Origin of the sequence: Streptomyces sp. NPDC001599, assembly GCF_042893535.1 — a bacterium.
GTDB lineage: Bacteria > Actinomycetota > Actinomycetes > Streptomycetales > Streptomycetaceae > Streptomyces.
The window spans coordinates 721,586-734,205 of sequence record NZ_JBIAVA010000003.1; the positions used below are offsets into that span (position 1 = coordinate 721,586).

Consider the following 12,620-nt stretch of genomic DNA (forward strand, 5'->3'; position numbering starts at 1 on the left):
AACGCCCTCCCCGGATCCTGGGCCGTGACGGTTGAACACCGTACTGCACAGGTGGGGAGGGCGCGGCGGGGGTGTACGGCGTCACCTGCCGCACACCCCTCGTGCCGGACGAGCCGCTATCGGCGTACCGCGTAGGCGCGTTGCACCGTCTGCCGTACCGAGTCGCCCGCCGAGTCGCGCGCCGTGACCCGGAGCGTCACCCACGATTCCCCGTGGGCGGGCGGCGTGAGCGAGGCCCTGAAGGCGTTGTGGCCGTGGGCGTGGGTGCGCGCAGCCGACCAGGTGCGCCCGTCGTCGTAGGACGCCTCGACCCGCACGGTCACACCCCGTGGAACGGGCAGTCCTTCCTGGGCGCGCACCCGGACGTCGACGTGGTGCGAGCGGGTGCCGCGCACGGAATTGCGCACGTCGACCGGTACGTCGTAGTCGAGTTGGAGCAGCGACAGCGGGTCGGCGGCGTCCGTGCGGCCCGACTCGAAGGACCAGGACGTACTGGTGGCCACGCCCCTCGTCCAGGCCTCGGAGTCGCGCGAGGTCTCCATGTCCAGCCGGTAGCGCGCCCGTTCGGCCGGAACGGCCACGTTCTGCCAGGCGCTGTCGACCCCGTCGACCCGCTCGCCGTCCCGGTACAGCACGGCGCTCGCGGTGTCACCGCCGGAGGTGGGCGACCAGTGCCCGGCCTGCGAGTCGGTGAACTCCGGGACCCGCAGCCGCAGCACGTTGCCGTCCCGCACGGTCGGCGTGGTGGTGCCGGCGGGGATCGACGGGCGGACGACCGCGCCCTGCCAGGTCTCCCGGGGCTGTCCGCCGGCCCGGTAGGTGCGCGGATCGTCCCGCATCCCGGCGACGAGCGGCTGGTCCACGTCGAACGTCGTGGTGTGGTGCACCCGGTGCTGCCAGGCCGTGTCGCCCGCGCTCACGTACTCGGTGCGCTCGAAACCGAGCGGCACGAACCGGGTGTACTGGAGCCAGGCGGTGTTCTGGTAGGGCCGCCAGCCGAAGCGCTGCTCGCTCGCCCACCCCGTGACACCGTTGTCGGCGTAAGTGGAGCGGACGACCGCGCTGTTGCGCGCGGACACCGTGTGCACGACCCTGCGGGGCACCTGCTGCTCGGACACCTGCATCACGTCGTACAGGTACGGGCTGCGCGCGGTGCCGGAGAACTTCACCGAGGTCGAGCCGCGGGCGATGCGGGCGAGCAGTTCGGCGCCCGTGTCCTTGCCGATCCGCAGGGTGGGCAGGGCGTTGCGGTCGCCCGTGGGCCGCCAGCGGGTCCAGCCGGTGTCGTTGAAGTGGACGAGGATCACCGCGCGGACCCCGGCGGCGGCCGCCCGTTCGACCAGGGCCCGCTCACCGGATCCCGTCGGGTTGTCCACCACCGCGACCTTGCCGCGGGCGTGGCTGAAGTCGGGGTCCGCCGCGTCGCCGGCGTCGACCGCGGTCAGGGTCGCGCCGCGCTCGGGGAAGAGCGGCGAGGCGGGCATGTAGTAGGCGCCCAGGTCGAACCGCGTGCGGGACACCTTCGCCTCGATGAGCGGGGCGACGAGCTGCCAGCGGGAGGCGAACTCGAAGGTGCCTTCGGTGACCTTGGCCGTCGGACTGATGTACAGCCGCTTGGCGATGTCGAAGTACATCGTGCCCTGTGTCAGGCTGCGGCCCCCGATCTCGCGGTAGGTCTGGTAGCTCATGATCCCGCGCTGCTCCGCAGGCCGGGGCGTGCGGATCTCCACGGGAACCGTCTTGCGGGCGTCCAGGGTGACGGTCATGTCCTTGGTGACCCTGACCTCGGGCAGCACCACGTGGCGCAGTTCCTCGCCGTCCTCGGCCGACGTCGTCCAGCTGGTGTTGAGCTGGTAGACGCCCTCCTCGACCTCGGCGACGGCGGACGCGGGGTCGCTGTAGCCGACGAAGCCCTCCGCACCCCAGATGGTGGGGAGGTCGTCGACCTGCTCGCCGTCCTTGTCGATCGTCCTCACGGTGATCCGGTGCGTCGGCCCGTGCACCACCAGGCTCAGCGTGGTGTGCGCGGCCACCGAGCCGTCGGCGGTCTTCGCGGTGACGTAGCCGTAGAACTTGCCCTGTCCGGCGCGGGCGGGATCGACGGTCAGCGGCACCTCGGCCGAGGCACCCGCGGGCACGCGTACGGAGTCGGAGCCGAGCCGCGCCGATCCCTCTGCGGGCGCCTTGCCCCCTTCCGTGGCCAGCTCGACGGCGAGCGAGAGCGTGACGTCCTCGTCCGAGGAGTTGGTGTACCTGACCTCCGACGTCACCGGCTCGGTGTCCTGCGAGGTGAACGGCCCCATGACGAGTGTGCCGGTGGCGGTCACCGCGCCCAGTCCCGCGGCGCGCACGTCGATCCGCCCACCGCCCTGTTCGGTGACCTTCTGGCCGTCCACCGTGACCGCCGTGCTGATCAGCGCGTCCTTCAACTGCGCGCCGGTCCAGTCGGGATGACGCTGGGCGAGGAGCGCGGCCGCGCCCGCCACATGCGGGGTGGCCATCGAGGTGCCCGAGGCGGCGGTGTAGTGCTCGTCGACCGGGTCGCCCATCGCCGACCCGGCCGCGCGTGCCGCCACGATGCCCACACCGGGAGCCGTGACGTCCGGCTTCACCGCGTCGTCACCGAGGCGCGGGCCGCGGCTGGAGAACGGGGCGAGCGCATCGTCCCGGTCGACGGCCCCGACGGTGAGTGCGGCGTCCGCGGCGCCGGGCGAGCCGACCGTGCGGGGACCCTGCTCGCCCTCGTTGCCGGCCGCGACCACGAACAGCGTGCCGGTGCGCCGGCTGAGGTCGTTGAGCGCCTGGCTCATGGGATCGGTGCCGTCGGTCGCCCCCGAGGAGCCGAGACTCATGTTGACGACGTCGGCGCCCTGGTCCGCCGCCCACTCCATGCCCGCGATCACCTGCGACTCGCTGCCGAAGCCGTCGTCACCGAGCACCTTGCCCACCAGCAACTGCGCGGCGGGCGCGACACCTTGGCGGCTCCCGCCGGAGGCGGCGCCGCTGCCGCCGACGATGGAGGCGACGTGGGTGCCGTGCCCGAAGACGTCGTTGGTGCCGGAGCTGCCGGAGAAGTCCCTGGCCGCCGCGACCCGGCCGGCGAGGTCGGGATGGCTCTGGTCCGCCCCGGTGTCCAGGACGGCGACCTTGACGCCGTCGCCCCGGTAACCGGCCGACCACACGTCCGGGGCGCCGATCTGGGCCGTACTGCGGTCCAGGGACGCGCCCACCCGGCCGTCCAGCCACACGCGCGGCGTGGTGGCCGCGGCCTTCGCGCGCTGTCCGTCGGCCGGGACGAGCCGCTTCCAGAACCGGCCGAGGTCCGCGTCGTCGACCCGCACGGCACGCGCGTCGATGCTGTCGAGTTCGCGGACCGACGCGTCCCGCGCCAGATCGGTCAACGCGTTCACCGAGGAGGCCGCCACACCCTCGGCCTGCTCCACGATGAGCGGCAGCGCGTCGGTGTGCGCGGTGTCGTACCGCTGCGCGAGGAGCGCCGTCACGTCGAACAGGTCCCGGTCCAGGCGTCCGGCGGCGACCAGGGCGTCGGCGTCGGACGGGAGGACCGTCACATGGCCGTCCTGCTCGAGGGTGCGGAAGAGCACGCCCCGTCTGCCGGGCCCCGGCGTGACGGACGCCGCCTGGCGTCCGTCCGCGGCCCGGGTGACGGTCACACTGTCCCCGGTGATCAGCTTGACCGTCGCGGTGCCGTGGTCCGCCGCGGTGCCGTGGTCCGTCGCAGGAGCGACGGCGTCTTGACGCGGGGTGCCCGCGAGTGCGGGTACGGGGGCCACGGCGCCGGCGGCCAGCGCCAGACCGGCCGATATCGCAGCCAACAGGCGGATCCGTCTCATCAGTGCGCTGCCTTCCCATGCGTTCGATGCAAGTTCGTGCGTTGGCCAGGATGAGCTTGCCGAAGACGGGGTGTCATGCGATTCGGGTGGCACAGGTGGGACATGTCGCAAGGGCGACACCGGGGCGATACCGGGGCACCGCCGGGGTGTACGGCGGATGCAACCCGGTGTGGTGGGAGCGGGGTTGGTGTGCGGGGCGATGCCTGAGGCACCGCGGGGCCGTGAGTGGCGTGAGCCGGGGAACGGCCGGGGAGGATCCAGCCCTGCACCCCCGTCACGTCGGAAAGGCAGGCACCGATGCGCCGTCTCCTTGCCCGAGTACTCGACCCCGCCCGCGCGCCCCTGACCAGAGGTGTAGCGGCCGCCCTGGCCCTCACCCTGGCGTCCTCCGTCCTGGCCGCGTCCACGAGCACCGCCGCCGCTCCCGTCGGCACCGGGCCGGACCGTCGGCCGGGGGGCAACGCCTGGTTCACGTCCTGGGCCGCCTCACAGCAGAACGCCGCGCCCACACCGCTGCGCGACCAGTCGGTGCGCATGATCACCCACCTGAGCCAGGGAGGTGACGCGGTCCGGATACGCGTCCAGAACACCTTCGGCAAGACACCGCTCACTGTCGACGCGGCGACGGTGGCCCACAGCGACGGCAAGGACGCCGCGACGGAGGGACGCCCGCGCCCCGTGACGTTCGACGGCCGGCGCCGGGTCGTCGTCCCACCCGGCGGTGAGGTGTGGAGCGACAGCACCGGGCTCCGCACCGCCGCCCAGGACGACATCGCGGTGTCGCTCTCCGTCTCGGGCACCGTGGCTCCGGGGCGCCACGACAGTGCCTTCCGCACCAACTACCTGACCCCGCCCGGCTCCGGCGACCACACCGCCGACCCGGACGGCACCGCGTTCACCGGGACGACGGGCTCCACGCTCCTGGTCAGCGCGGTCGACGTACGCAATCCGCGCCTGCGCGGGAGTCTGGTCGCGTACGGCAGTTCGGTCGTCGACGGAACCGGGTCGACGAACTGCGGACCGGACTGCAGCCGCCCGGGCGCCGATCTGAGGTGGACCGACGACCTCGCCCGGCGGATCACCTCGGAACTGCCTGCCACCCGTCAGTTCGCCGTCGCCAACGCGGGCATCGGCGGCACCACGAGCGCCGCGACCTGCCCGGGCATCGGTGAGTCCGTCCGCGGCCTGGACGCCGCCGCCCGGCTGGAGCGCGACGTGCTGTCCCTGCACGGGGTCACGGGAGTCCTCTACTACTACGGGACCAACGACCTCCCGGCCGGCTGCGACGCCGCCCGGATCGAGGCGAGTTACCGCGAGGTCTTCCAACGGCTGCGCGCCGCGGGCATCAAGGTGTACGTCACGCCCATCACCCCGCGCCCGGGCTACACCGACCAGCACAACCGCGACCGGCACGCCGTCGGCACCTTCGTCTCGAAGTGGAACAGCTGCGGCGGCACCTGCGACGGGATCCTCCCCTTCGACCAGGTGCTCGAAGACCCGGTACGGCCGAACAGCATCAACCCGCCGTACGACACCGGCGACGGCGTCCACGCGAACATCGCCGGCCAGCAGGCGCTCGCCGACATCGTTTCCCTCCCGATGCTGGCTGCGTCGGCCCGCCGGTGACCCGGTGACCCACCGGTGCCGGTCATGAACTGCCGGGCGGCCTGAGGGCGTCGACGACGAGGTCGAGCAGGCGCTCCGTGCGCTCCGGCTCGTCGTCGGCGGCCGTCGAGAGGAACACGCCGAGCAGCATCGCGGTGACGTCGTCCGGGGCCACGTCCCCGCGCAGCGAGCCCGCCCGGGCCCCCTGCGCGAGCATGGCGCCGATCGCGGCCGTGATGCGCTCGCGGGTGGCGGGCGTCGCGAGGCGTCCCGAGGCCCAGCCGCTGTGGAGGGTGTGGAGCATGGAGCGCTTCGTCGCGACGAACGCCGCGTAGCGCTCCATCCACGCGCGCAGCGCCCGCTCGGGCGGCAGCTCGTCCAGCAGCGCGGAGGCACTGGCCGTGACGTCGTCCAGCTCGGCGGCGTAGACGGCCTCGACCAGCGCCTCGCGGGTGGGGAAGTGACGGTAGAGGGTGCCGATGCCGACACCCGCCTCGCGGGCGATGCCGTCCAGGGGGACGGTGTCGTCCGCGGCCGTGAACGCCGCCCGCGCGGCGGCGACGAGCTTCTCGCGGTTGCGCCGCGCGTGCGCGCGCAGCGGGCGTTCGGCACCGGCCGGCCGGTCGGACCGGTCGGGGACAGCGTTCGGTTCCTGGTCCGGACTCAAAGCGGAGGATCCTCCGGTAGTGCTACAGTCATGGAAGCGGAGGGTCCTCCGCTTCTGTCATCATCGCACGAGGACGGACTTCCCATGACGTCAACCGGCACCCCCGCCTCTTCCCGTGTCACGCACGCCGGCATCCCCCGCCCCGGAGGGGCCGGAGTGCTCGCCGGCCGCACCGTCTCCCGGATCGGTTACGGCGCGATGCAGCTCGAACGCCTGCACGCCGACCGGGCCGCCGCCGTCGCCCTCGTGCGCCGAGCGGTGGAACGCGGCGTCGACCACCTCGACACCGCCCAGTTCTACGGCGACGGATTCGTCAACGAGGTCATCCGCGAGGCGCTCCGCCCCGCGGACGACGTCGTCGTGGTGAGCAAGGTAGGGGCCGACCCCGACCCCGGCGGCCCCCTCCCGCTGCGCCCCGCACAGCGACCGGAGGAACTGCGGGCGAGCGTCGAGGGCAACCTCAGGAGCCTCGGCACCGACCGGATCCCGGTCGTGAACCTGCGCCGCCTCGACACCGGCCCCGGCCTGCGCGCGGAGGGCGACCAGGTGGTCGACCTCGACGACCAGCTCGCCGTGATGACGGCGCTGCGCGACGAGGGCAAGATCGGTGCCATCGGTCTGAGCAGCGTGACGGCGGACGGACTGCGCCGGGCCCTCCCGGCGGGCATCGTCTGCGTGCAGAACGCCTACAGCGTCGTGAGCCGGGACGACGAGGACATGCTCGCGCTGTGCTCCGCCGAGGGCGTCGCCTGGGTGCCGTACTTCCCGCTCGGCGGCGCGTTCCCCGCCATGCCCAAGGTCGCCGACGAGCCCGCGGTGCACACCGTGGCCCACACGCTCGGCGTGACGCCGGCCCAGGTGGGGCTCGCCTGGCTGCTCCACCACGCCCCGAACGTGCTGCTCATCCCCGGCACCGCCGACACCGGCCATCTGGACGCGAACCTCGCCGTGGGCGGGATCGCCCTGGACGAGTCGTCCCTCGCCGCGCTCGACGCCGTGCGCAGCCGCTCCGCGGACGTGCCGCTCGGCTGACACCGGCCCCGGGGCCGCCACTGCCCCGGCAGGGGTGCCCGGCGGCAGGCTTGGCCCGTGCGGCGCCGGTGTCACAGGGTGCGCAGGCCCCGGTCGGCGAAGGCGATGAGCCATTCGAAGCTGTCGTCCACGTCGGTGCTCCACTGGAAGCCGTCCGAGGCCTGCAGCGTGGCGAAGCCGTGGAAGAGGCTGCGCAGCAGGCGCAGCGCGTGGTCCACGTCGCGGTCCTCGATGTCGTAGCCGCGCAGGACCGCGGTGAACGCGCCGAGCAGCCGCTGCCCGGCGGCGGCCAGCGGATCGTCCGGCCCCGAGGGCTCCTGGCCGATCGTGGCGGCGTACCGGCCGGGGTGCTCCAGGACGAAGGCGCGGAAGGCGCGCGCGGCGGCGGCCAGGGCGTCACGTCCCGCGTATCCCTGGACCGCGCCTCCGACGGCGTCCGCGGCCTCGGTCAGGGCGCGGACCGCGATCCGCCGGTTGAGGTCGTCCTGGCCGCCCACGTGCTTGTACAGGGACGGGGTGCGTACGCCGACCCGCTCGGCCAGCAGGCCCATCGTCAGGTTGGCGAAGCCCACTTCGTCGGCCAGCGCGGCACCGGCCGCGACCACGGCCGCCGGATCCAGGCCCGCCCTAGGCACGGGCGGCGTCCGAGCGGAGGAAGGCGAGCACGAGCGCGGCCACCTCGTCGGGGAACTGGTCGTGCGGGTAGTGGCCGGCGCCCTCGATCATCTCCAGGCGGCCGAGCCCGGACGGCAGGTCCGCGACGACGGCCGAGCCCTCCGCGTGCGGGTCGGCCCAGTCCGGGTCGAGGGTGCCCATCACCACCAGAACCGGGCAGCGGACGTTGCCGAGTTGGGCGCCGGCGTCCGTCGGCGCGCTGCGGCCCATGGCCTGCATGGCCTTCATCCGGCCCGGCTCGCGCAGCAGGGACTCGATGCGGCCGAGCCGCTCGCTCCAGTGGGCCGGCTTCACGCCCGGGTACGCGAGGTCGAGGTACGAGCGCCACAGGGGCAGGCTGCCGAACGCGCCCGCGCCGAGCAGGCGGAGCATGCCCCGCCTGAACCGCTTCACCCGCAGGTCGCCGAGGCGCACCGACTGCTTGCGGGTGAACGGCGCCAGCTCGACGACCGCCGTGATCAGGGAGGGCTCCCGGGCCGCGGCGATGGTGGCGGCGCCGCCCGAGACCGAGTGGCCGACCAGTACGGCCGGGCCGCCCAGGTGACGGATCAGGGCGATCAGGTCACCGGCGATGGCGGTGCGGCTCCACTCCGGCCAGTCGACGCCCGACTCGCCGCAGCCGCGCAGATCCACCGCGGCGACCCGGTGACCGGCCGCCACCAGCCGGGGGACGACGGCGCGGTACGCGGCGCGGCTGTCCCCCATGCCGTGCGCGAGCACGATCAGCGGGCCGGACCCGGTCACTTCGTACGCGATCGTGCCGCCGTCGACGGCAAGGTGCTCGGTCATGTCACTCCCCGATGTGGCTAACAGGATTAACTAAAAGCTACTGCCATTAGCCAATACTGTCAACGGCCCGCCGGGAGGGTTCACTGCGCGGGGGTGTGTCGTCCTGTCGCGCGTTGCAGGGCCAGCTCCACCTCGCGGTGCGGCACGCCGGTCTCGTCGGCGAAGGCGGCGATGCCCCGGGCCAGTGCGGCGGTGGCGTCGGACCAGACCGCCAGGGCGACCGTGGCGTTCTCGCCCCTGTTGTTGCGGTAACGGTTGTCCGCCGCCTCGACGGCGTGCCGGAGTTCGATGAGGTGTCTCGGGATTTCCATGGTCAAAAAGCCTAGGGCGGCACGGCTCGCGTCCCAGTGTCTCGCCGAGCGAGGGTGCCCTCGACGAGGGCACTCGTCCTTGCCCCCGCCGCTGCCCAAGTGGCCCGGCCGCGCGGCGAGCCGCCTTGTGGCAAGCGCTTGCTATCGTGAGGGCCCGACGGCGCCGCGGCATACGTCCGCCGGGAGGAAGAGGACTCCATGACGCTCTCACTCACCCACGTCCACGGCGACCGCGTCACCGTGGCCCACGGGGCGGCCGGAACCGAGCTGTTCTCGTACGTGTACCGCCCCGAGGCCGCATGGGAGGCGCCCAAACCGTACCTGCACCCGGTCCGGACCCTGTCCGGTGCAGTCGTCACTGACTACCGCCCCAACGACCACCGCTGGCACAAGGGGCTCCAGCTGACCGCCTCCCACCTGTCCAGGCAGAACCTGTGGGGCGGCAACACCTATGTGCACGGCGAGGGTTACCGCGCGCTGCCGGAGCGGGTCGGCTCGATGGCCCACGTGTCCTTCGAGGAGGTCGGCGCCGAGTCGGACCGCGCCGTCATCGCCGAGCGGCTGACCTGGCACCCGCACGGCGGCGACCTGTGGGCCGAGGAGGAGCGCCGCATCGAGGTCCGCGACGTCGACCCGGACACCGGCAGTTGGACCCTCACCTGGACGTCGGCGGTGACCAACCGGCGTGGCGAACCACTGCGGTTCGGCAGCCCCACCACCCACGGACGCCCCGCCGCCGGTTACACCGGGCTGTTCTGGCGCGGGCCCCGCGCCTTCCGCGGCGGCCGGGTCTTCACGGCGGAGTCCGCCGCGTCCGCGGAGCCCGGCGAGCCCGCCGGGGCCGATCCGATGGGCTCCCGGGCACGCTGGCTGGCCTACGTCGGCGAGCACGACGGCCGGGACGGCCACGCCACGCTCGTCTTCGAACACGCCCCCTCCAACGACCACTCGGGCGAGAAGGGCACCCACCCGGCCCACTGGTTCGTGCGCAACGACCCCTTCGCCGCGGTCGCACCCTCCTGGGCCTTCCACGAGGAACTGGTCCTGCCGCCCGGCGAGACCCTCGCCCGGGCCTACCGCGTGATCGTCGCCGACGGCGCCTGGGACCGCGCGCGGGTCGCCGCACACCTGGACGGACTCGCGTGGTGAGCCCGACGTACGGCGGCCCTGAGTCCGACGTACGGCGGCCCGGGCCCAACTCGACGCACCGCGCGGCCGGGACGGCGGACACCCGAGAGCCGCGCGGGTCTGCGCGACCGGTCCCGCGGCCCGCCGACGCTTCGGCATGTGAGGCAGACCGGCCGTCCACCCGGGTGTCCGACCTCTGCCGCGGTACTCGAAAGTGAGTACACGCGACGGTCGGTGCGGACGACGACGGGGCGGTGGCCGTGCCGTGAGTCTGGAGAGGTTCCCCAGATCAGATGCGGAGACCTCTCCATGGCAACTTTGCTGTACAGGCTGGGCCGTGGCGCCTTCCGACGGCGCCGGTGGGTGACCCTGGCGTGGGCGGCCGTCGTCCTCGGCGTCGTGCTGGGCGCCATGAGCGCCGGCGAGACGGCCGACGACTCGGACTCGATGCCGGGGATCGAGTCCCAGCACGCCTTCGACCTCATCAACGAGCGGTTCCCGGGCGCCGAGGCGGAGGGTTCCAGCGCCCGGATCGTCCTCGTCGCACCGGACGGTGGCAAGGTCACGGCGACCGAGTACCGGGCGGCGATCGACGCCCTGGTGGCCGAGGTGGCCGACGGGCCGCAGGTCGCCGCGGTGTCGGACCCCCTCGACGCGACGACGGTCAGCGAGGACGCGTCCACGGCGTACGCCACCGTCACCTACAAGGTGACCGACGACAACGTCACCGACGCCAGCAGGGAAGATCTCACGGAAGCGGTGGAGGGGGCCCGGCACGCGGGCCTGACCGTCGAGGCCGGCGGCGACGCCCTGGTGAGCGAGCCGTCCACCGGGATCGGTGAGTTCCTGGGCATCGGCGTCGCCGCGGTGGTTCTCCTGGTCACCTTCGGATCGCTCGCCGCCGCCGGGTTGCCGCTGATCACAGCCGTCGTCGGCGTGGCCCTCACACTCGCCTCGATCATCGCGCTGGGCGGCGCCCTCGGCCTGTCCGCGACCGACAGCGACCTCGCGACGATGATCGGCATCGCGGTGGGGGTCGACTACGCCCTGCTCGTTGTCTCCCGCTACCGCGAGGAGCGGGCGAAGGGGCACCACGCCCAGGAGGCGGCGGGGCTGGCCGTGGGCACGGCCGGATCCGCGGTGGTCTTCGCGGGACTCACCGTGGTCATCGCGCTGGCCGGCCTGTCGGTGATCGGAGTCCCGTCCCTGACGAGGATGGGCCTGGCCGCCGCCGGCGCGGTCGTCTGCGCGGTGCTGATCACACTGACCCTGGTGCCCGCGCTGTTCGGCTTCTGGCCCGACGCCCTGCTGGCCCGCCGCGTCCGCAAGGGTGCGAAGCCCGGTGCCGCCCGGCCGGTTCGGGAGACCGGGGAGTGGGCCGCCCGGTGGGCCCGGTTCGTCCGGCGCCGTCCGGTGCCCGTGCTGCTCGGCTCGGTGGCCGTGCTGGGCGCTCTCGCCGTACCGGCGCTGGACCTGCGGCTCGGCATGCCCGGTGACGAGGCCAAGCCCACGTCCACCACCGCACGCCGGGCGTACGACGCCCTCGCGGACGGCTTCGGTCCCGGGTTCAACGGCCCGCTGACCATCGTCGTGGACGCCAGGCAGGCCGACGACCCGCGCTCCGCCGTCGCGGCGGTCTCCGAGAAGATCGCCGGCACCGGGGGAGTGGTCTCCGTGTCGCCGCCCCGGTTCAACGCCGCGAAGGACACCGCGGTGATCCGGGCCGTCCCGTCCACCGCGCCCACCAGCGAGCGCACGAAGGAACTCGTCCACACCATCCGCGACGAGCGCCGCGCGACGGAGTCCGACACCGGCACGACCTTCGAGGTGACCGGCACCACCGCGCTCAACATCGACGTCGCCCAGAAGATGACGGACGCCCTGATCCCGTACCTGCTGGTCGTCGTCGGTCTGGCCTTCCTCCTGCTGCTGGTGGTCTTCCGGTCCGTACTGGTACCGCTCAAGGCCGCCCTCGGCTTCCTGCTGTCCGTCGGGGCGTCCTTCGGCGTACTCGTCACGGTCTTCCAGAACGGCCACGGCGCCGGACTCCTGGGCATCGAGGAGACCGGACCGATCATGAGCACGATGCCGCTCATGCTGGTGGGCATCGTTTTCGGCCTCGCCATGGACTATCAGGTGTTCCTCGTGTCGCGGATGCGGGAGGCCGTCATCCACGGGGAGCGGCCCGCGGAGGCCGTCGCCACCGGGTTCCGCCACAGCGGCCGGGTCGTGACCGCGGCCGCGGTCATCATGATGGCCGTCTTCGCGGGCTTCATGACCGGCGGTGAGACCCTGCTCAAGATGGTCGGCTTCGGCCTGGCCGCCGCCGTCCTCTTCGACGCCTTCGTCGTCCGCATGGCCTTCGTGCCCGCCGTCCTCGTCCTGCTCGGAGAGCGGGCGTGGTGGCTGCCGCGCCGGCTGGACCGGCTGCTCCCGCGGGTCGACGTGGAGGGCGAGGCCCTCACCCGCAGGGCCCTGGCCCCGGCGCTCGCCGCCGATCCCGGCGTCGGGGAACAGGACCCGGTGCGCCTCTGACCCGCGCCCGGGGAGGGCCGCCCG

Annotated in this window: 9 protein-coding genes; 4 read left to right on the plus strand and 5 right to left on the minus strand. The window is 73.4% G+C overall.

What is annotated here, in order from left to right:
• Nucleotides 1–116: 116 nt before the first annotated feature.
• Nucleotides 117–3,854 carry a S8 family serine peptidase gene (locus ACFYZ3_RS12165; protein ID WP_388515795.1) on the minus strand — a complete coding sequence of 1,246 codons (3,738 nt, stop codon included), beginning with the start codon at nucleotides 3,852–3,854 and terminating at the stop codon, nucleotides 117–119.
• 297 nt (nucleotides 3,855–4,151) lie between these two features.
• Here ACFYZ3_RS12165 and ACFYZ3_RS12170 point away from each other — a divergent pair, with 297 nt between their 5' ends.
• Entirely contained in the window at nucleotides 4,152–5,480 is a 1,329-nt protein-coding gene (locus tag ACFYZ3_RS12170; protein ID WP_388515797.1) for an SGNH/GDSL hydrolase family protein, read from the plus strand.
• 22 nt (nucleotides 5,481–5,502) lie between these two features.
• Here ACFYZ3_RS12170 and ACFYZ3_RS12175 read toward each other — a convergent pair whose 3' ends face one another.
• Nucleotides 5,503–6,126, minus strand: coding sequence for a TetR/AcrR family transcriptional regulator (locus ACFYZ3_RS12175; RefSeq protein WP_388515799.1), 624 nt, complete (start codon nucleotides 6,124–6,126; stop codon nucleotides 5,503–5,505).
• An 84-nt stretch (nucleotides 6,127–6,210) separates the two neighbouring features.
• Between ACFYZ3_RS12175 and ACFYZ3_RS12180 the strand changes: the two genes are divergently transcribed.
• Nucleotides 6,211–7,158: an aldo/keto reductase gene (locus ACFYZ3_RS12180; protein ID WP_388515801.1), complete on the plus strand. Its 948-nt coding sequence runs from the start codon at nucleotides 6,211–6,213 to the stop codon at nucleotides 7,156–7,158.
• Nucleotides 7,159–7,229: 71 nt separating this feature from the next.
• On the opposite strand, the gene ACFYZ3_RS12185 is transcribed toward ACFYZ3_RS12180, so the two are convergent.
• The 3 genes from ACFYZ3_RS12185 to ACFYZ3_RS12195 form a co-directional block, all read right to left on the minus strand.
• A complete protein-coding gene (locus ACFYZ3_RS12185) occupies nucleotides 7,230–7,763 on the minus strand; it encodes a TetR/AcrR family transcriptional regulator (protein WP_388515988.1) in 534 nt (177 codons plus the stop codon).
• A 22-nt stretch (nucleotides 7,764–7,785) separates the two neighbouring features.
• Nucleotides 7,786–8,622: an alpha/beta fold hydrolase gene (locus ACFYZ3_RS12190; protein ID WP_388515803.1), complete on the minus strand. Its 837-nt coding sequence runs from the start codon at nucleotides 8,620–8,622 to the stop codon at nucleotides 7,786–7,788.
• 80 nt (nucleotides 8,623–8,702) lie between these two features.
• A complete protein-coding gene (locus tag ACFYZ3_RS12195; RefSeq protein ID WP_388515805.1) occupies nucleotides 8,703–8,933 on the minus strand; it encodes a hypothetical protein in 231 nt (76 codons plus the stop codon).
• 198 nt (nucleotides 8,934–9,131) lie between these two features.
• Between ACFYZ3_RS12195 and ACFYZ3_RS12200 the strand changes: the two genes are divergently transcribed.
• Together ACFYZ3_RS12200 and ACFYZ3_RS12205 are read left to right on the plus strand one after the other, a co-directional pair.
• On the plus strand, nucleotides 9,132–10,082 hold the full coding sequence (locus ACFYZ3_RS12200; protein ID WP_388515807.1) for a PmoA family protein: 951 nt from the start codon (nucleotides 9,132–9,134) through the stop codon (nucleotides 10,080–10,082).
• Between the two features lie 288 nt (nucleotides 10,083–10,370).
• The gene (locus tag ACFYZ3_RS12205) at nucleotides 10,371–12,596 is read left to right on the plus strand and encodes an MMPL family transporter (protein WP_388515809.1); all 2,226 of its coding nucleotides are present in this window, start codon (nucleotides 10,371–10,373) and stop codon (nucleotides 12,594–12,596) included.
• Nucleotides 12,597–12,620: the final 24 nt, after the last annotated feature.

What these genes read in the sequence shown, in the direction of transcription:
- ACFYZ3_RS12190 (WP_388515803.1), bottom strand. Translation starts at nt 8,622, where the DNA reads ATGACCGAGCACCTTGCCGTCGACGGCGGCACGATCGCGTACGAAGTG.
- ACFYZ3_RS12200 (WP_388515807.1), top strand. Translation starts at nt 9,132, where the DNA reads ATGACGCTCTCACTCACCCACGTCCACGGCGACCGCGTCACCGTGGCC.
- ACFYZ3_RS12180 (WP_388515801.1), top strand. Translation starts at nt 6,211, where the DNA reads ATGACGTCAACCGGCACCCCCGCCTCTTCCCGTGTCACGCACGCCGGC.
- ACFYZ3_RS12165 (WP_388515795.1), bottom strand. Translation starts at nt 3,854, where the DNA reads ATGAGACGGATCCGCCTGTTGGCTGCGATATCGGCCGGTCTGGCGCTG.
- ACFYZ3_RS12170 (WP_388515797.1), top strand. Translation starts at nt 4,152, where the DNA reads ATGCGCCGTCTCCTTGCCCGAGTACTCGACCCCGCCCGCGCGCCCCTG.
- ACFYZ3_RS12195 (WP_388515805.1), bottom strand. Translation starts at nt 8,933, where the DNA reads ATGGAAATCCCGAGACACCTCATCGAACTCCGGCACGCCGTCGAGGCG.
- ACFYZ3_RS12205 (WP_388515809.1), top strand. Translation starts at nt 10,371, where the DNA reads ATGGCAACTTTGCTGTACAGGCTGGGCCGTGGCGCCTTCCGACGGCGC.